The 18,936-nt window shown below is 45.3% G+C and carries 14 protein-coding genes and 3 pseudogenes; 7 read left to right on the top strand and 10 right to left on the bottom strand.

The genetic code is table 11. The features are described from left to right. Window positions 1–138 precede the first annotated feature (138 nt). Window positions 139–1,155 carry a type I glyceraldehyde-3-phosphate dehydrogenase gene (locus RIM23_RS17055; RefSeq protein ID WP_446368400.1) on the bottom strand — a complete coding sequence of 339 codons (1,017 nt, stop codon included), beginning with the start codon at window positions 1,153–1,155 and terminating at the stop codon, window positions 139–141. Between the two features lie 535 nt (window positions 1,156–1,690). On the opposite strand from RIM23_RS17055, the gene murC reads away from it, so the two are divergent. The 4 genes from murC (at window position 1,691) to RIM23_RS17075 (ending at window position 5,273) form a co-directional block, all read left to right on the top strand. After that, a complete protein-coding gene (gene murC, locus RIM23_RS17060) occupies window positions 1,691–3,223 on the top strand; it encodes a UDP-N-acetylmuramate--L-alanine ligase (RefSeq protein ID WP_446368374.1) in 1,533 nt (510 codons plus the stop codon). Between the two features lie 87 nt (window positions 3,224–3,310). After that, window positions 3,311–4,285, top strand: coding sequence for a UDP-N-acetylmuramate dehydrogenase (murB, locus tag RIM23_RS17065; protein WP_446368375.1), 975 nt, complete (start codon window positions 3,311–3,313; stop codon window positions 4,283–4,285). A gap of 83 nt (window positions 4,286–4,368) precedes the next feature. Next, on the top strand, window positions 4,369–4,713 hold the full coding sequence (locus RIM23_RS17070) for a YbaB/EbfC family nucleoid-associated protein (RefSeq protein ID WP_446368376.1): 345 nt from the start codon (window positions 4,369–4,371) through the stop codon (window positions 4,711–4,713). Window positions 4,714–4,883: 170 nt separating this feature from the next. After that, window positions 4,884–5,273, top strand: coding sequence for a nuclear transport factor 2 family protein (locus RIM23_RS17075; protein ID WP_446368377.1), 390 nt, complete (start codon window positions 4,884–4,886; stop codon window positions 5,271–5,273). A gap of 448 nt (window positions 5,274–5,721) precedes the next feature. On the opposite strand, the gene RIM23_RS17080 is transcribed toward RIM23_RS17075, so the two are convergent. The 6 genes and pseudogenes from RIM23_RS17080 to RIM23_RS17105 all read right to left on the bottom strand — a co-directional run bounded on the left by RIM23_RS17080 (window position 5,722) and on the right by RIM23_RS17105 (window position 11,854). Next, window positions 5,722–6,462: a tetratricopeptide repeat protein gene (locus RIM23_RS17080; protein WP_446368378.1), complete on the bottom strand. Its 741-nt coding sequence runs from the start codon at window positions 6,460–6,462 to the stop codon at window positions 5,722–5,724. Between the two features lies 1 nt (window position 6,463). Beyond that, window positions 6,464–9,340, bottom strand: a complete 2,877-nt coding sequence (locus RIM23_RS17085) for a tetratricopeptide repeat protein (protein WP_446368379.1) — start codon at window positions 9,338–9,340, stop codon at window positions 6,464–6,466. 107 nt (window positions 9,341–9,447) lie between these two features. Then, the gene (locus RIM23_RS17090; RefSeq protein ID WP_446368380.1) at window positions 9,448–9,663 is read right to left on the bottom strand and encodes a hypothetical protein; all 216 of its coding nucleotides are present in this window, start codon (window positions 9,661–9,663) and stop codon (window positions 9,448–9,450) included. 351 nt (window positions 9,664–10,014) lie between these two features. Next, window positions 10,015–11,376 carry an MFS transporter gene (locus tag RIM23_RS17095; protein WP_446368381.1) on the bottom strand — a complete coding sequence of 454 codons (1,362 nt, stop codon included), beginning with the start codon at window positions 11,374–11,376 and terminating at the stop codon, window positions 10,015–10,017. 20 nt (window positions 11,377–11,396) lie between these two features. Continuing rightward, a pseudogene (locus tag RIM23_RS17100) lies at window positions 11,397–11,708 on the bottom strand (hypothetical protein); the annotation flags it as partial. Further along, complete coding sequence (locus tag RIM23_RS17105) at window positions 11,702–11,854, bottom strand: hypothetical protein (protein WP_446368382.1); 153 nt, start codon at window positions 11,852–11,854, stop codon at window positions 11,702–11,704. The gene RIM23_RS17105 and the pseudogene RIM23_RS17100, both read right to left, overlap by 7 nt. Window positions 11,855–12,243: 389 nt before the next feature. Between RIM23_RS17105 and RIM23_RS17110 the strand changes: the two genes are divergently transcribed. Continuing rightward, window positions 12,244–14,157 (top strand): PAS domain-containing sensor histidine kinase, encoded by a 1,914-nt coding sequence (locus tag RIM23_RS17110; protein ID WP_446368383.1) that lies wholly within the window; start codon window positions 12,244–12,246, stop codon window positions 14,155–14,157. 44 nt (window positions 14,158–14,201) lie between these two features. Here the strand turns inward: RIM23_RS17110 and RIM23_RS17115 are convergent, their stop codons facing one another. The 3 genes from RIM23_RS17115 to RIM23_RS17125 form a co-directional block, all read right to left on the bottom strand. Next, on the bottom strand, window positions 14,202–14,654 hold the full coding sequence (locus RIM23_RS17115; RefSeq protein WP_446368384.1) for a nitrate reductase associated protein: 453 nt from the start codon (window positions 14,652–14,654) through the stop codon (window positions 14,202–14,204). A 180-nt stretch (window positions 14,655–14,834) separates the two neighbouring features. Further along, window positions 14,835–15,302 carry a phosphate-starvation-inducible PsiE family protein gene (locus RIM23_RS17120; protein WP_446368385.1) on the bottom strand — a complete coding sequence of 156 codons (468 nt, stop codon included), beginning with the start codon at window positions 15,300–15,302 and terminating at the stop codon, window positions 14,835–14,837. A 345-nt stretch (window positions 15,303–15,647) separates the two neighbouring features. Then, the gene (locus RIM23_RS17125) at window positions 15,648–16,190 is read right to left on the bottom strand and encodes an ATP-binding protein (RefSeq protein WP_446368386.1); all 543 of its coding nucleotides are present in this window, start codon (window positions 16,188–16,190) and stop codon (window positions 15,648–15,650) included. Between the two features lie 660 nt (window positions 16,191–16,850). On the opposite strand from RIM23_RS17125, the pseudogene RIM23_RS17130 reads away from it, so the two are divergent. Beyond that, window positions 16,851–17,375 (top strand): annotated as a pseudogene (locus RIM23_RS17130) (peptidoglycan-binding domain-containing protein); the annotation flags it as partial. A gap of 102 nt (window positions 17,376–17,477) precedes the next feature. Then, window positions 17,478–18,926, top strand: a pseudogene (locus tag RIM23_RS17135) (peptidoglycan-binding protein); the annotation flags it as partial. Window positions 18,927–18,936 lie beyond the last annotated feature (10 nt).

The following is an 18,936-nucleotide window of genomic DNA, read 5'->3' on the forward strand; positions in this document are numbered from 1 at the left end:
ACGACGACATAGAGCGATGACTCTATTGAGGCTTCGCTCGAACCGGAATTGGAGGAATTACAACAAGTTTATGTTCCTTCGATTCTCAGCCGATGAACTCTTTGAGAGGTTATTTGCTCAAAATGGTGAAGTTTTGCCTTAACCTTCCCACTTAGCTGCCATATGTTCAGCCAAATCGACAACCCGCTGAGAATAGCCCCACTCATTGTCATACCAGGCAACAACTTTAACCATATCACCACCCATTACCATCGTCAGACTTGCATCGACAATGGATGAAGCATCATGTCCCTTGTAGTCTGAGGACACCAACGGCAAGTCGCTGTATTCCAAAATGCCCTTAAGCGAGTTTTCTGACTCTTCTTTGAATACTTTGTTCAACTGCTCAGCAATGGTGCTTTTCTCAACTTGAGCCACCAAATCCACAACCGATACATTCGGGGTAGGTACGCGCATCGCGATCCCATTCAATTTCCCCTGCATATCTGGAATAACTAAAGCCACAGCTTTAGCCGCTCCCGTGGAGGTTGGCACGATATTGATCGCAGCGGCTCTTGCCCGACGCACATCACGGTGACTTGCATCCAAAATCCGCTGATCACCTGTGTAACTGTGGGTCGTAGTCATGGTTCCTTTAATGATGCCAAAGTGTTCATGTATCACTTTGACCACAGGAGCCAGACAGTTTGTTGTACAACTGGCATTGCTAACAATGTCATGCTTGCTGTGTTCGTAGTCGTGATGATTGACCCCAACGACGAACGTGCCGATGTCACCGCCTTTCCCTGGAGCCGTAATCAGCACCTTCTTGGCGCCGGCGGCTATATGCTTAGATGCACCATCACTGGTGACAAACACCCCGGTGGATTCGATGATTAGGTCAATACCCCAATCACCCCAAGGCAAGTTCAGGGGGTTGCGATCCGATACGCACTTAATGGTTTTGCCGTTGATGATGAGGGAGTTTTCATCATAGCCGATGTCGGCTTTGAGCGTCCCTAGCATGGAGTCGTATTTGAGCAAATGTGCATTTGTCTTGGGATCAGATGTATCATTGATGCCCACTAAATCCAACTGACTATTTTCTCTAGTCAGTAAACATCTGGCGAAATTACGTCCGATGCGTCCGAACCCGTTGATCGCTACTCTAATCACTGCGTCTTGCCCTCTGTATTCAAGCTCAGTAAATATACTTTTTATGAACCCAATCATATCGCAAAGCCGGACAAATTCTAAATGCCAATTGCGCCAAGGATCGGGAAACGTAGACACCATAGGTGGCTCTAAGTCTTTTCCCATAAGGGTTTGGGTCAATTTGAGTCGAGAGTAAGGGGTGTCGAGAGTAAGGGGTGTCGGGTGTTGGGTGTTGGGTGTTGGGTGTCGGATGTCGGATGTCGGGTGTTGGGTAGCTCCAAGAAGCGGAGTTCTATATTTTGCTTAATTTTCCGGAAACCCCAGAATGACGGCTGTTGAGTATAAAAAACCGTCTGGAGATAGAAAAACCGACTACAGTACAAACATGGTGGTCAACTCCACCGGAGCAATAACACAATTGATAGCTAGGTGTGTCTGTGGCAAAAAAAATCTGATAAATCCACCCTTTGCTATATCCTGAAAAATCAATTCTTGATATGATAGCGCGTGTTATTGGCACAGTAGGCTTGTGTGGTGTGGTGTGTAAGGAGTTAAGATGCCTAATACTGTTGATCTTAGTGGCAAACCATTCCATTTCATCGGAATTGGTGGAATTGGTATGTCAGCGCTGGCTTACGTTCTAGCCAAACGCAACCTTCCTGTATCTGGGTCTGACATTCGTTCGACGCATATTACTCAGCGGTTGCAATCCGTCGGCGCTCATCTGTTTAGAGACCAGAAGGCAACCAACTTGGAATTTTTTAGAGAAACGAATGTCCCAACTGATCAGGGCGTATCAGCAACGGCTATTGAACCAGAACCCACTCGAAAAACAGTTGCTGTCCCCTCGAAAGTTAGCAAATCTGTTAATCTTGCCTCCTGCTTACCCCAAGTTATTTGTTCGAGTGCGATTAATTCGATCAATTCCGAGTACCAAGCGGCTGTAGAAGGCGGCTACCCGATTTTTCATCGCTCAGACTTACTCGCCGCGTTGATTCAAGATTACCGAAGTATTGCGGTGGCTGGAACTCACGGCAAAACCACAACCAGCAGTTTAATGGGATACTTGCTGCTGAAAACGGGTCTTGATCCAACTATCGTGGTTGGCGGAGAAGTGGATGCTTGGCAAGGGAATGCCCGTCTGGGTCAAAGTCCCTTTCTGGTTGCTGAAGCGGACGAATCGGATGGATCTTTAGCCAAGCTGGCTCCGGAAATTGGCGTGATTACCAATATTGAACTGGATCACCCCGACCATTACCAGAATCTAGACCAGGTCATCGAAACTTTTAAGATTTTTGCCGATCGCTGTCAAACTGTAGTGGGCTGTATTGATTGCCAGACCTTGCGATCGCATTTCACCCCGACAATCAGCTATAGCCTACAACGAACAGCCGGAGCTGACTACAGTGTGGATCAGGTCGTTTATCAGGCACCATCCATCACGGCGCGGATTTGGGAAGGGGATCAGGTGTTGGGTACACTGCAGCTCAATCTGTTAGGTCAACACAATCTCAGCAACGCCTTAGCGGTGGTCGCCGTGGGGCGATACCTGGGATTAGAGTTTGACGCGATAGCCTCCGCCCTAGCTACCTTTGAAGGTGCCAAACGCCGCTTTGAGGTTCGGGGTCAGTGTAAGGGAATTACGTTTGTCGATGACTACGCTCACCATCCCAGTGAGATCCAGGCAACCTTAGCGGCAGCTCGCTTACAGGTTGAATTATCACGCCGTATTGTTGCCATTTTTCAGCCTCATCGCTATAGTCGCACCTTGACATTTTTGTCAAACTTTGCTAAATCATTTGGCGATGCTGATCTCGTCGTTGTCACAGACATTTACAGCGCAGGGGAAACCGGTGTCGGACAAATTACAGGTGAGCAAGTGCGATCCGCGATCGCGGATCACCATGAGCGGGTGTATTACCAACCAACATTAGATGAAGTCTCCCAACTACTCGCCCAAATCCTGCAACCCGGAGACCTTGCCATCTTTCTGGGTGCGGGAAATTTGAATCAAATTATTCCCCAGGTTATAGAGTCTTACCAGACGGCTACACCTGATCATTCGACTCAATTGAGTCAAACCGTCTAAGATTGGGTTCACTCGGAGCCGCACCTGATTCGGTGTGTCCACTGCCACTGCCTAAACTCCATCGGCATTCTTTTGACCTGTATTGATATGACCTTGTCATCCTTTTCTCCCCGTGTTGCTAACGCGCCACTATGTCAGGACGCTCCTGACAAGCCTAAGCTTTACTTACCAGGAACTGACTGCCTTGTCCGTTCTCAGGTTCCCTTAGCCAGTCTGACGTCCTTTCGTGTGGGGGGTCCAGCCGAGTGGTACGTGGCACCCCGACAGGTAGACGATCTGTTCGCCAGCTTTGAGTGGGCAGAGTCTCAAGGACTACCCCTAACCTTGTTAGGGGCAGGTTCTAATCTACTCGTCAGTGATTGTGGTTTGTCTGGCTTAGTCGTCTGTACTCGTCATCTTCGCTTTACCCACTTTGACCCCAATACAGGTAGAGTGACAGCCGGAGCGGGAGAGCCAATCGCCCGTTTGGCATGGCAAGCGGCTAATCGCGGTTGGCAAGGGTTGGAATGGGCGGTAGGAATTCCAGGAACTGTGGGGGGGGCAGTGGTGATGAATGCCGGTGCCCATCAAACTTGTGCGGCGGATCTGCTGGTGAGTGTGGAAACCGTTTCACCAACTGGAATCGTGGAGCGATTAACGCCTCAAGAGTTGGGCTTTCGCTATCGCACCTCTATCCTGCAAGGGGGCAATCGCTTTGTGACTCAGGCAACGTTTCAGTTGCAACCTGGCGCTGATCCTAAACAAGTCCGAGCCACAACGACTCACCATTTAAAGCAACGGCGCGATGCTCAACCCTATCACTTACCCAGTTGTGGCAGTGTCTTCCGCAATCCCGAACCCCACGCCGCTGGTTGGCTGATCGAACAATTGGGTTTAAAAGGCTATCAAATTGGCGGCGCTCAAGTGGCTGAACGCCATGCTAACTTTATCTTGAACTGTGGCGGCGCCAAAGCCAGCGATATCTTCCAACTGATTCGTTATGTACAGCACCAAGTCGAGCAGCATTGGTCGCTCTCCTTAGAGCCAGAAGTGAAAATCTTAGGACAGTTTCAGCCTGTCTAAGGATGTCGCATTGACCGTCTCGGTACTAAGATTAAGACTTAGCAACGATAAACCCGTCCAACTTGAGAGATACTCAATCAGTTATGACCAAAGGACAAGGATTCGGCTTCGGTTTAGGCAAGATGAGGGAACTTGCCGAAGCATTCAAAAAAGCCCAAGAGGTACAACAAGGAGCCAAACAGCTTCAAGAAGAATTGGAGCAAATGGAAATTGAAGGCTCCTCTAGCGATGGTATGGTTAAGGTGTTTATGAGTGGGAATCAGGAACCCCTGCGAGTGGAAATTGCTCCAGACGCGATCGCAAAAGGAGCCGAAGCCCTCTCAGAAACGGTTACAGCCGCCATGAAAGATGCTTACGATAAATCAACCACTACGATGAGGGAACGTATGGAAGAACTCACCAGTGGGCTAAATCTGCCGGGAATGTAACCTCAGCTGTAGAACTGGGAATGAGAGTTATAGGTTATCCATCGGAGACAGCACTCCCCAGTTCTGCTAGAGTACGGAGTATTATCTCGCTGGCTTTTCGCCAAGCGAATACTGAGCTGGCTTACTTTTGGTGAAGCCGTACCATGAGCCATGAATGATGAACGTATTTCATGACTAACAAACGTGCTGAAGTCCTAGCGGCGAATCAAGCCTTTTATCAAGCGTTTGAGAAAAAAGATATTGACGCGATGAGTGCCGTCTGGTCGCAAGGAACTGGTAGTCTTTGTATTCATCCTGGGCGCAATGTGTTACGCGGTTGGCAGCCGATTCGAGTATCCTGGGAACAGATATTCAGGAAAACGAAATATTTAGAGATAGAAATAGATATTATTTCCACCGAGATTCGGAATGAAATTGCCTACGTGATTCTGATCGAAAATATTCTGCAAATTAGCGGTGGCAGAAGTGTTCAGGCGCAGTCAATGGCAACCAATATTTTTGAGCGCATGGCTTCGTCTTGGTATCTGGTTCATCATCATGGTAGTCCCTTGATGCGTTGAGATTCTAGGGAAATTTTTGAAAGAATCAATATCAGGATCTGCTAGGTTTTCCCTTTGCAGAAATTGTACAGGTAATCTGTAGGGGCTTTCTTTAGGGATTAAATTAGGAGACAGACATCAAACGTGACAACAAAACCCACCCTAATCCCAGGCGCGATCGCACGCCAAAGATGTAGGGGCGGGTTTAGGAATTAAATTAGGAAGCAGACTTCAAACTGAACAACGAAACCCGCCCTGATTCTAAGCGCGATCGCATCTCAAAGATGTAGAAACAAAAAATACTGCAACGGGTTGGATTCAAAAATCAAATGATACCCAGCGTAGGGGAATAATCACCGTCTGGGAAAGGGCGGGTTTTGTACAAAGGTTATTGGTTTGTCCGTTAAGTTTGCCCCTAAACCCGCCCCTACAACGCCCTTACCATTAGATAGAATGGTTTAGATGTGGATTATTGCTTCTCGTCTGCCATCTTTTGCACGTTAGCGATCATTTGCCTCACTTTTTCCGCTTCGGGGGATTGGAAATGCTGCAATATTTCCAGGGATTGTTGCAAATAATCTAATGCTGTGCCATAATCCCCCTGAGCAATTGCTGTTAACCATCCCAACCACATCAATGTCATTGCCTTTTCGTATTCATTTTCATTACTAATGCTTTCATTGATTGCCAAAGACTGCTGAAAAAGCATGAGCGCTTCGGATATCTCTTTCCGGTTTGCTTTGATTATCGCCAGTTCAGTTTGTACTCTGGCAGTGATTTTTTTCATTAATGTGATATTAGGCGATTGGAGACACTGCAATATTTCTATAGATTGCTGTAAATAATGCAGTCCTGTTTCCCAATCTCCTTTTCCCTCTGCTAATAGCTGTCCTAACATTCCCAATGTGGCTGCCTTATTTTTGACATCACCGATACTTTCTGTAAGAGTAAGAGATTTCTGATAAAGGACGATAGCTTCATCAAAACATTCCTCTTGAACTTTAGTAACTGCTGTATTGTGTAATGTTGCTGCTTGTTGCTGCTTCACGTCATAAATAGTGGTTTTAATCTTGTCTATATTCTGGATAAAGTTTAATTTTCTGTAAATTTCAAGTGATTCGTATAAGTAGGCTAAACCTTTTGTAAACTCTTCGTTTTCTTCGGCTAACAATTGACCTAAACTTGATAAGCTTGCCGCTCTTCCAGCCATATCACCACTCGTTTTTTTTTAGTTCAAGAGACTGGTATAAAAATTTAATTGCATCTTCTACTTTTCCTTGCATATCGCAAACACGTCCTAATTCATGTAAACTTGCCCCTTTGTAATAAAAATCACCACTTATCTCAGAAAGTTTCATAGATTGCCAAAGAAGATATAATGCTTTTTCCAGTTGTTCTTTTTGAGTATAGGCATTTGCTAAGTTATGTAATATTGATGCCTTGACCTTTCTTGTATAACTAATTGGATTACTATTTTCTAATTCAAGAGCTTTATGATATAGAACGATAGCTTCATCAATATCTCCCTGAAACATTTTTAGGGTTCCTAGACTTTCCCAGGTCACTGATATCTCCCCAACATCACCTATACTCTCTTTTATTGCTAATGATTGCTTATAGAGGAGACTGGCTTCCTGAAAATCTCCCTGACTGGTTTTAATATACGCTAAGGCATGAATAATTGATGCTTTGACTGCTTTATCCTCTAACGAGCATAATTCCAACGATTTTTTAAGATGTTCAATTGCTTGATCAATATCACCCAGGAACTGTTCAGCAACAGCCAAATTATATAAAATACAATAATCTTCAGCAATTACCAAAGTTTCTTTGCAAATTTTTACGACATCATGCCATCGGTTATAATGATTCCACAGTTTGGCTATAGTTGAGCATGTCTTGACTACAATTGTTTTTTCTTGTCCTATCAATGCTAATCGATGAATTTCTTTAATTTTTCCATCTAATGTGTTATTTGAGATTTTGTAAAAATCGCTTGGAGGATTTAATAAGAAAGGAATATTCCCAATCCAACGTAGTTCCATCCTATCTACTTCTTCCAACCAAATATGATACAGTATATTAGCCGCTTGCTTGTGCAAATTTTCCACATCTTCCGGTAAAATCAATGGCAAAATACGCGGTACTCTTAATGATTCATCAGGACTAACCTCCAACAATCCCAACGCTATCGCCCGATTAATGTATTCATCCACATTATTCAGGGCGGGTTTCGCTTCAGAGTTATCGGTATTTCCAGTAAGTTTGTCCCTAAACCCGCCCCTACAAACGGCAATAAACGCCTCCCTCGGTACGGGTAACTCAAACACCAATCCCCGCGATAACATTTCCCGCATCGGCTGATCTATTTGTTTCAGGAGTTCCTTTGCCAAAACCTTTTCTCTTAACTCCACCGGATCAGCTTCCAAACGTGCCAAAATATCCGCCACTGTATTCTTTTCCCCCCTATTTAAAGCAAGCTGGGGAGACTCTAAATTCAATAACACCTTATCCAACCATTCCAATAAGCGAGGATTCCCATCCGCTAACCGTTGCGCCTGCTCCTGTAACGCCTCATCTACCTGAGATTCAGAACCAAATGCAGTGAGGCGATTACACTTTTTTTGCAAATCTGCCCCCCGCAGCGAATCCATTTTTTGCTTGTAAAAATACTGTAACTGGCTGGATTCAAAATCGTAACGGCAGGTAATAATTAAGCGATGAGGGGCATAATTATCTTGAATTGCCCAGACTAACGCCTCTAAAACCTCTGCCGCTTCCGGTTGCAGCACATACCCATCATTGCGGGATTCTAGATTCACCTCAAAATCATCTAAGACTAGCAAAAATGGCTGTTCCCTCCCTTGTGAAGGGTGGGCTAGGGTGGGATCTAACAACAGTCGAAACACCCGCCGCAGCCGAAACTTCAACTCTTCCCTGTTATCCTGTAACGCTTCCCTTAATTCCCGACTATCTAACGCCGCCGCTAACTTGTTCACTAGACTGGGTTCATCCACTCTCCCCACCCAAACCAGACGTTGGAATTCACTCAGGCGATCGCACAGTCTTGCTGCTAAACTACTCTTACCCAAACCACCCATACCATGAATCAATACCCCAATATCCTCAGATGGTGGTTTCAGCGCCCGTAAACAGTTTTGTAACTGACGACGACGCCCGACAAAACTTTCACGAGTGGGGACTTTTACTGTTCCTGCCGTGTCTAGAAACTGTGTAGCAACAGTTGGTGGCGGTGCAGGTTTGCGCCCACGGGTTCTTACAGGTGTGACTAACTCCCCTGGCAACGTTTCCGCCGCATACAGCCGAAACAAATGCCAATCCCGCGCCTTATTTTTAATCAATTCTTGGTATGTTAGGGCAACGGCTTGTGTTAATGTCTTTCCGGCTGACAACGCCTGATATAATGCAGCCGCCGCCGTTGTCGCCTCTTGATCTAAAACCTTCTGTCCCCAACCCAAAACGGCTGTTACGCCTAAGTTCAGCAATGCCTCAGCCATGGAAGGGATAGCCCCTGATTTCCCGGCTTGCCCTGTGCGACAACCGGAGAGGAATATCAGTTTGGGTAGTCGAAATTGTAGTTCTTTGGCAATATCTTCAGCGCTGGCAAGATAAGGTTCACCTATTTCTGTTTCTGTATAAAAGCGGGGTTCTCCATCAACAAAGGTAGCATGACCTGTCAGATGCAAGACATCAAAATATCCCTCGCCGTAATCATCGACTAAATACCCCAACTCCGACAAACAGCCGCTTTCTTCTACTGTCAGTGATAAAGGTTGACGCGCTGTCGCTTTCAGGATTCGCCCCTCTTCCGCCTCAAAATCCAAGACGGGTTCTATCCCTAACGGTGAGGTTGCCATAAACAGGACATTCAGCGCCCGATTTTGGGGTGCGGCATCAATTTCCAGTTTCCGACTATTCAATGATACCCAGCGTAGAGGAATAACCGCAGGCAGTTTCTGCACCAGGAAACTACTGCCATCATGCAGCACTTCCCAGGGCAGATGTGCCAGTTGTTCGGCGGCGTTGATGGCTAAAACAATCCCCTCTCGGCGAGACTGATTCAGCAAACGTTGGAGAAAGCGATCGCTCCCATCTAACCAGTTGTATAATTTACGCCCAGTGATGGTATAATTGACGGCTAGGCGAACGTAGTAATCTCGTTCCGCTAGCCCAATTAGGTCGGTGATTTCTGCCAGAGGGAGCGATCGCTTTCAGCAATGGTGATAATGCCGCCAACAATACCGACAATCGCGCCAATGGTGGCAATTGTACCTTCTTTATCCGGTTCGTCAGCCGTCTCCCAATGCCCTTCTAATCCGGGATGGGCGAATAAGGCTTCCGTTGCTGCGATCGCGTCTTGTCCTTGAATTTCAAATTGGATATCTGCCATTGACTCTGATAGCAACTCCTACAGCTAAACTTTAGCAGGGATGAGGGCGGGTTTTGTTGTGCAGTTTGAGATCTATCTCCTAACGTTAATCCCTAAAGAAAGCCCCTACATTGCACGGCTTCCAAGAAGCTGTTCGGCATTTAAAAATCTTAATGCCAACAATGGCTCTTATTCTTGTAGTGCGAGCCTGTCAGCTCGCTACTAATACCCAATTTAAATTTACCGCCCTCTACATGATTACGGGTTTTCAACTGAATCGCACTGACTGGTATGCTGGTGGGCAATGCCCACCCTACGGTATATCAAAGGTTTTGGCGATCTCACAAGGCAAATTAGAGAGTGCCATTCGTTTTAAACTGCCGTTTCTGCCGTTTCTTCTGATAACTTCACCTCAGGTAATGGTAAATCTTGTGCTGGTATGTCTTCTACCCGTTGTGTCAAGAACGCTGCAATCACCATAAAGACACCGCCGATGACTATGGCTAAGAGGCGATCATTATCCAGAAGATTATCCATCACCCAGCCAAACCCCAAAGACACGGCAATCTGAGGTAACACAATAAAGAAGTTAAAAATGCCCATGAAAATGCCAGTGCGCTTGGGGGGTAAACCGCCAATGAGCATGGAATAAGGCAGGGTCAAAATACTTGCCCAAGCAATACCAACCCCCACCATGGACAGGAATAGCAGATATTGATTGTCAATCACCATCAGCGACATAAAACCTGCCCCACCGCAGAGGAGACAGAAGCTATGGGTGAGTTGGCGACTGGTGGCTTCTGCTATTCTCGGTAATAACAGAGAGAAGCCAAAACAAACGGCATTATAGAAAGCAATGCAAATTCCTGCCCATTCAATCCCATCGTTATAAAGTAATGATTGCTGATTTGTCGCGCCAAAAATATTCCAGGCGACGGCGGGGGGAAAGTACAGGAAGAAGCAGAACATGCCTAACCAGGTAAAGCACTGCACCCAAGCCAATTGTTTCATCACCGGGGGTATTTCTTTGAACGCGATCGCGGCTTCTCGAATACTATTGATCAAACCCCCTTTTTCCTTTTTTTGCTTCTCAAAAGCTTCTAAGTTTTGCGGCGGATATTCCTCTGTAGATAGAACTGTCCACAGTACCGTACCAAAGAAAAAGGCAGCACCAATATAAAAGGAGAATTGCACTGTCAGGGGAATCGCCCCTTCATTTCCACTGAGGGAGGGAATATGAAAGAGGTTATTTAAAATCCAGGGTAATGCCGAAGCACTAACAGCGCCTAAGCCAATAAACAGACTTTGCATGGCAAATCCCATCGTCCGTTGGCTTCTTGGCACTAAATCCCCCACAAATGCCCGAAACGGCTCCATGCTGATGTTGACCGATGTATCTAAAATCCACAATAATCCGGCTGCCATCCACAGTGCCGATGAGTGAGGCATTGCAATCAGCGCGATCGAACTCAGAATTGCCCCAATCAAAAAATACGGTCGTCGCCTACCCAGAGATCCCCAGGTATTATCACTCATATTGCCAATAATCGGCTGCACGATTAACCCCGTCAGGGGGGCGGCTAGCCAAAGAATGGGAATTTGATGGGCATTTGCACCTAGATACTCAAAAATGGCGCTCATATTTGCCATTTGGAGTCCCCAGCCAAATTGAATGCCGAAGAATCCAACGCTCATATTCCAGAGCTGCCAAAAATTTAATGGTTGTTTTTTCATGAATCAGTTGTCTGACAACACTAGGCGATCGGTTGATAACCCTGCATAGCCCGATCGCCTTCTATGATTACCGACTTTCTACAAGGAACATTTAATGTTGACACTCCCCGCTCTTGCATAGATGGGGATTCTGCTGACAGAGTAGGCTGTGGCAAAGCCCACAATCTCACTCTCGCTACGGTCGTCAAACACCGTCTACTCAGTCGGTTTAGGTCAATGCCTAACTTTCTGGCTACTTTTCTTAAAATGTTAGCACTGCCGTTTAAATCGGCATTTACAATCAAACCATCGCTACTACGATACAAGCCACGCTTTATTCGTCTTCCTAGTGCAAGAAGGCAGAAATAACTGAACAGTTAACAGCTCCCCCTGCTCCCCCTGCTCCCCCTGCTCCCCCTGCTCCCCCTGCTCCCCCTGCTTTAACAGCATAGACAAAGCTGCTCAAGGACTTCCGCCGCGCTGCACTAGTGCTTTCCACCCGTCTGGTTTTTCACCAAACTTAGGCAGGGAGTCTTAGATGTCAATCGTGCTACAATTATCCTTGTGCGCCAAGCTTTTGTTTTACAAAAATTCGAGGCTGCCATTAAGCCGAACGCGATCGCTTCCCTTACTGCCCCGCGAACCGTTAAGCGGACACTAACAAGCAACGTGCGCCCTTGACCAACGGATCAGGTTAAGTTATAGAAAAAACTAATCATACCCACTAGAAATTCTAATCATTAAAGCGAAGCGTTAGGTCTAAACTCCCTTAAACTTAAACTTAAGGAGACGAACGGATAACCGGGGGAAGCGCATCTACAACTCTTTATCTCCTCAAAAAAATAAAAATAGAGATAAGGGTTCCCATAATAATGCCCCAGCTATAAAATGCTAAATTTTTTACCGCCAACCCCAAGCACCGGCAGTCAGGCTTCCGATCCTTTTTTCACGCTCTCGTTGGATATGCTGTGCGTGTTGGGGGAAGATGGTCATTTCAAGCAACTTAATCCCCGATGGGAGGAAATATTAGGCTTTACTCATCAGGAACTTTTAGCACAACCTTGGCTGGAATTGATCCATCCCCATGATCAACGGTTAACGATCGCGAAGCTAGAATCCCTAACCCAAAATCCGACTGCACCGATCCCCTTGAAAAATCGCTGTCGTTGTGCTAATGGATCTTACAAATCGCTGTTATGGAATGTCTCAATCCACCCCGAAAACAAATTGATCTACGCTGTGGTGCGTGATCAAACCGAATGTAAGCAATCCAAGGAAGCATTACGTGATAGTGAAGAACGCTTCCGCTGTCTAGTAGAAAATGTCAAAGACTATGCCATTTATATGCTAGACCCAGAGGGACGGGTCATCAGTTGGAATCAGGGCGCTGAACGGATTAATGGTTATCAAGAAGAAGAGATTCTCGGTGAACCCGTGTCTCGGTTTTATTTACCGGAGGATTTTAAAGCAGGTAAACTAGAGCAAGCCCTAAAAATCGCGGCAGAAAACGGTCGGTTTGAGGACGAAAGTTACCGAGTCCGCAAGGATGGATCGATATTTTGGGCAAATGCAGTGATTACAGCATTGTATGACAAAAAAGGGCAATTGCGCGGGTTTACTAAAGTAGTCCGGGACATCACTGAACGCAAACTGGCACAAGAAGCGCTGCAAAATGCTCATGATGACTTAGAAAGACGAGTGGCTGAACGCACCGCTGAACTCGTGCAAGTTAATCAGCGACTCAGACGGGAAATTAAGGAACGTAAACAAGTCGAACATCAACGGCGGCGATCGCAAACCCAGTTGGAACAACAGACTCAGCAACTGCAAGACGCCCTGCAAAAGCTCAAATACACTCAAGCCCAACTCGTTCACTCGGAAAAAATGTCGAGTTTAGGGCAATTAGTTGCGGGAGTTGCTCACGAAATTAACAATCCAGTGAACTTTATCTATGGTAACCTGAATTACGCTGAGCAATACTTTCAGGATATATTAGAGTTAGTTGAGCTTTATCAAGAATCCTTTCCCAAACCCTCAGCCAAAGTTCAAGAGCATATCGAGATCATCGATTTCAATTTTATTACCACGGATCTGCCGAAGTTACTGCATTCGATGAAAGTGGGGGCGGATCGGATCTATCAAATCGTGCGATCGCTGCGGAATTTCTCCCATCTGGATCGCGCCGAGAAAAGCGTGGTGGATATTCATGAAGGGATTGATAATACTCTGTTGATTTTGCAAAGCCGCATCAAAGTCAAAGCAGGGCGAACCTCGATCACTGTGGTCAAAAACTATGGAGACTTACCCTTGATCGACTGCTATGCGGGACAATTGAACCAAGTGTTCATGAATATTCTGTGTAACGCGATCGATGCTTTAGAAGAAGGGTTAGAAAAAGATCTATTGGACGAGAGAACTTCATCTAAAACCCCCACCATTCAGGTTAGTACGCAGGTGATTAACGAAAACTGGATTGCTATTCGGATTGCGGATAATGGTGTCGGTATTCCTGATTGCGTCAAGCAGCGACTGTTTGATCCTTTCTTTACCACCAAACCCGTTGGCAAGGGTACGGGATTAGGCTTGTCTATCAGTTATCAGATTGTGGTAGAAAAGCATGGCGGACATCTCAAGTGCTTTTCATCACCGGGTCAGGGAACAGAGTTTATCATAGAAATTCCCATTGAACCTAATCTACAGCAGTATTGTTGCTCAAATCTTTATCAAAATCCGGTAGATTCAAAGATTCGATCATCTCAATCCTCAATTTCTGATTCCTTAAATTCCATAGCATTAAAGTAAGTGAATTATGAGGAACAGTAAACAATAAACAAATGACGATCTACTTAGATGATCTTAAACTCTTTGAGTGCAGGCAAAAAGTTTCGGTTTTCATGACTAGGGCGCGTCAGTTTAATTAGGGCAAAGCGCTGGGCGGGAGTTAGGGCTTTCCACTCCTCAAGCGTGAGGGAAACATCAAATTCTTGGGCTTTAGTTTGAACATCGGATGGAATTGTCGTTGCTTCCATCCAAGCTGGATTAGGTTCGATAGCAAGTTCTGAAGCAGGTTGACCTGTATAGTTTGTTACCAAATCTTGTAAGTACTGCCGATAGACTTGGCTTTCGGGGGCTGTAGTTGCGGGCATTTCCACTAACGTCTGACGTTCTTGCTGGGTAAATTGATGCCAGTGGGCTAATTTAAGTTTAACGCCACAGGTGTCTAATTTCATTCGCACCTGCATAGGGATGCAGCGTAAGGAATCGACGAAATCTTTTTCAAATTGGAAGAAGTGAGTCATAGTAGGGGAGAAGCTTATGCGCCCAGATTGTTCAGCTTTACGGCTAAATTTTACTCGCAAATGCTTCGCCCAGTCAAACGTCAAACGTCAAAATAGATTTATCTGGTGGGATAACCGATAATCTATCCACCAAACCCGTCCTTAATCACCCCTACTACCTCAACTATAAAAACCGTTTTACTAATGATTGTTTCTCGGTGCGGTGCGGCGAATAATCCAATAACTAATGGAGAGTGATAGAATAGCCAGAGCTAAACCAATAATTTCGATACCTCCTGTTTTTTCGAGGTTGAGAATGATAATTTTACGGGCGACGGCAATTAGGGAAGTGACGATAACCAGTTCAACTTGAACAACGTGCTTGCGGAGATAGGCAGTAATATTTTCTAGAATTTCCAGCGCAATCAGAACATTTAAAAATAGCCCAAAAACTTCAAACAAGCTTTCATTAAAGAAACCCACTGGTTCAACCAGCAGTTGTTTGGAGAGAACGATAATCAAATCGAACATTGCCACCAAGATGACGGCAATCATCACCAGAGACAAAATCTTGGAGACAATGCCCTCAACCTGTTCAATGGCGATCAGAAATGAGTTGTCCCTACAACTATCTTTCAAGAGAAGGAGTAATTTTTTTAATCGCTGCATTTTTCTCTAGGAGTCACCCTGCCAAAACCATACTACCATTGATGGAGTAGTACAAGACGATTCTAAGCTGTTCAACATTTAAACTTTAATGTCAACAACTGCTCTCATCGTTGTTATGCTAGCATCTTGCTCACTACCCATTTCCAATTTCTATCATGTCCGGTCAAACACCCCGAATAAAAGCGACTGCAACCCTTGTGATTAAAGCATTGCAATTAGGGGCAATCCTCAGGACATGATATTACAGCGATTTTCAAGTTAGTAGACGACAGCCCATAATTGAGCACAGAAGTAACGTGGCAAAAATAAATCTGGGGGACTCTACATGAGCAAAGTATTTTTTAGCTAAAGTTCTTTCAGCTTGGCATCTAAATCAAAGGGTTGTCCATAATCCCAAATTTTCATATCTAAACGATGATTAGATACCGTGATTTCCAATTCAACAGGAGTCGATTTTGATAAGCCTTTGTGGGCGTGACGAACAACATTGGTAAACGCCTCGACTAGGGCAATTTGACCTAACTGCCAAACTTGTTGAGGAATGGGTAAATGCTGGAGCTGCCCATACCAATCTAAAATTTGCTCTACGGCATTGAGGTCGCTATTGACAGTAAGCTTGAGGTTCCGATAACGAGACTTGATTCGTTTTTTTCTCAAGTAATTTCCCAGAATCAACGTCAGCCGCCTGCCAAAACAAAGTAACCTGGCGAACAGATTTTTCTGGTGGCATTTCGGTAATATTTTAACAGGTTCTTGTTCATAGACTTTGCTGATAAACAAACAATTTTTATTGTCTAGGGTGCGGGTATACCTGATATCGTCGGCGATCTGGGAAATGATTTTTATGCCCATTCCGCCTTCAGGGAGTTGCTCTATGGTATTTGGCATAAGAAAAGTCCCCTCATGGAAAGAAACTATTTTTTAGTATCCAGGATTTGTAGGTAGTGCATTGTGATAGATAGATTGACAGTAACGTGATAATTTCCGTTGGTCTGGGTAATTAGCTGCACACCACTAATGTAACTTGAATCACATTAATAAGGTTAATGGCATCAAGTTCGCTCATTTTCTCTCTTGTTAGTGTTTCAGTCGCATCGATGACTGAACTTATTGTCCAGACTAGCTTTTAGACTCAGGACAAGAGGGTAGAAGTAACAGACCACTAAAATTTCCCTTGCCGCCTCTGTCTGTCTTGTTTAGAGGTGTTTGGAGGCGGTTGGTATGATGCAGGAGTAGCCTCTAGGTGAAAGTTAGAGTAATAACCTTAATATATTCTAAATGATCAATGCGATCGCGCCCAGTAATTTAAAGTTACTCGACTGACGCTCTAGGGGGTAGCCCTTGTCAAAGTTCCTGGTATAGGATAGCGAAGAATGCGCTAAACAATAGAGAACAATGGAAAATTCTGCCTCCCTTCATTTGGCGGTCACTGATGAAGCATTGGCAACCTCCGAACCCCCATCCCCCGCCAGTTCAAGCTTATTCATCCCCGAACTCGACTCGAAAAAGGGCTTGAGTGCGGCTTGGATTCCCTTTATCTTCCTGACTATGGCGCTGTTCATTGTCAGCCTAGCCAGTCCCGTTTTAGCGCTGCGGAAAGGAACGAGTGGGGCTGAGGTGACCAATCTTCAGAAAACCCTGCAAGCAGAGGGTTACTTTACAGGACCGATTACGGGTTACTATGGACCCTTAACCGAAGCCGCCGTCATCCAATTTCAAAAAGCCAATGGACTCAACCCCGATGGTATCGTGGGGGCGAATACCACCGCCACATTAAAGTCCGACTCAGCCGCACCGACTAATTCGAGTATTGATTCCCAAACACCAACACCCCTAGAGTTGGATTCAGCCACACTAGAACCCGATAAACCCCTAGTATCCGCCCGACCCAATTTTATCCTCCAGCGAGGCGATCGCAATCCTCAAGTCACCTCTCTACAGCGAAATTTACAAGTGGCTGGCTACTTTAGTGGACCGATTACCGGCTACTACGGCTCAACCACCCAAGACGCCGTGATTCAACTGCAAAAAGCCCACGGATTAACCGTCGATGGTATTGCCGGTTCTCAAACCCGTGCTGCACTCGAATCGAAGCCGGTTTCATCCTCCTCACAAACTCCCCCATCTACTGAGGTTACAGAGGATCGAATTGGATTCGCTAATCCTGGTTTAGTCCTCAAGCGAGGGAGTCGCAATTCAGACGTGACAGCGCTACAGAGAACCTTAAAAGAACAGGGGTATTACGATGGACCGCTCACAGGTTATTATGGCAGCTTAACTGAGACAGCCGTGATTCAATTTCAGAAAGTCAAAGGATTAAACGTAGATGGTATGGTGGGTTCTAGCACCAAAGCCGCATTAGAATTGCCATCTCCTGCGGTAACACCATCCCCGATTGAGTCTCCGACATCAGAGTTGAATCAAGACTCGTTCTCTACACCAGAGGAAAACTCTGACGATAGTCCCTTTAATCAAGACTCATTCATCGAACCGGAAGAAAATTACGACACGAGTCCCTCGAATCTTGATTCGTTCTCTACACCGACAGGAAATTCCGATAATAGTCCCTTTAATCAGGAATCAATTATTAACGAAGACAGCGAAAAAAAAAAGGACAATGAGCAACGTCAGTCCAGCCAGATGACGCTTAAACACACCATTGCTGGCAAAATTTCCCCCAAATCCATTGTACATTCAGGTCGGGGGTTATTTTTTGCCCAGAACATGATGTACAGCCATACAATTACGGTTTACGACCGCCAATATAACTTAGTCAAAACCATTGCCGATGCCGTGAATTTGCAGAAATACGGGCATTCAAAGGGGAATGGAACCTATAAAGGCTCTCCCGTTGAAGCGGCATTTTCTGATAATGGGCAATATGCTTGGGTGTCTAACTACCAAATGTATGGTTCAGGGTTTAATAAGCCAGGAACTGATAAATGTGATCCTTCCCAAAAAACAGACAATAGTTTTTTGTATCGCATCAATACTGATAATTTAGAAATTGACCAAGTGATTGAAGTCGGATCTGTGCCTAAATTTGTCGCCACTAGCCCCGATAATCGGTTGGTTCTCGTCAGTAATTGGTGTAGTTGGGATTTAAGCGTTGTCGATACTCAGCAAAATCAGGAAGTTCGGCGGATTAAATTGGGTCGATATCCCCGGGGAATTGTTGTTGATAGGGCGTCTCAAAAAGCGTATGTGGCTGTGATGGGGTCTTATGATATTGCTGTTGTCGATCTCAACGATTTCTCCCTCGACTGGATCAAAAACATTGGTAATTCGCCGCGTCATTTAAGCATTGATCCAGCCGATCAGTATCTCTACGCCACCTTAAATGGGGAAGGAACGGTGGCTAAAATTGATTTAGCTACAGGTAAAGTTTTACGCAAAGTTGCCACCGGGAATGCACCACGCAGTATGGATATATCCGATGATGGTCAATTTATGTATGTGGTGAATTACCACTCGAATACGATGAGTAAGGTTCGCACCAGCGACATGTCAATTCAGCAAACGGTGAATACCAATGCTAACCCTATTGGCATTACTTATGATCCAGAAACAAATCAGGTTTGGGTGGCTTGTTATTCAGGTGCGATTATGGTATTTCAGGATTAGAATAAACATG

The sequence above is a fragment of the Coleofasciculus sp. G3-WIS-01 genome (assembly GCF_040223135.1).
GTDB lineage: Bacteria > Cyanobacteriota > Cyanobacteriia > Cyanobacteriales > Coleofasciculaceae > Coleofasciculus.

What these genes read in the sequence shown, in the direction of transcription:
- murC (WP_446368374.1), top strand. Translation starts at nt 1,691, where the DNA reads ATGCCTAATACTGTTGATCTTAGTGGCAAACCATTCCATTTCATCGGA.
- murB (WP_446368375.1), top strand. Translation starts at nt 3,311, where the DNA reads ATGACCTTGTCATCCTTTTCTCCCCGTGTTGCTAACGCGCCACTATGT.
- RIM23_RS17070 (WP_446368376.1), top strand. Translation starts at nt 4,369, where the DNA reads ATGACCAAAGGACAAGGATTCGGCTTCGGTTTAGGCAAGATGAGGGAA.
- RIM23_RS17075 (WP_446368377.1), top strand. Translation starts at nt 4,884, where the DNA reads ATGACTAACAAACGTGCTGAAGTCCTAGCGGCGAATCAAGCCTTTTAT.
- RIM23_RS17080 (WP_446368378.1), bottom strand. Translation starts at nt 6,462, where the DNA reads ATGGCTGGAAGAGCGGCAAGCTTATCAAGTTTAGGTCAATTGTTAGCC.
- RIM23_RS17090 (WP_446368380.1), bottom strand. Translation starts at nt 9,663, where the DNA reads ATGGCAGATATCCAATTTGAAATTCAAGGACAAGACGCGATCGCAGCA.
- RIM23_RS17095 (WP_446368381.1), bottom strand. Translation starts at nt 11,376, where the DNA reads ATGAAAAAACAACCATTAAATTTTTGGCAGCTCTGGAATATGAGCGTT.
- RIM23_RS17110 (WP_446368383.1), top strand. Translation starts at nt 12,244, where the DNA reads ATGCTAAATTTTTTACCGCCAACCCCAAGCACCGGCAGTCAGGCTTCC.
- RIM23_RS17115 (WP_446368384.1), bottom strand. Translation starts at nt 14,654, where the DNA reads ATGACTCACTTCTTCCAATTTGAAAAAGATTTCGTCGATTCCTTACGC.
- RIM23_RS17120 (WP_446368385.1), bottom strand. Translation starts at nt 15,302, where the DNA reads ATGCAGCGATTAAAAAAATTACTCCTTCTCTTGAAAGATAGTTGTAGG.
- RIM23_RS17125 (WP_446368386.1), bottom strand. Translation starts at nt 16,190, where the DNA reads ATGCCAAATACCATAGAGCAACTCCCTGAAGGCGGAATGGGCATAAAA.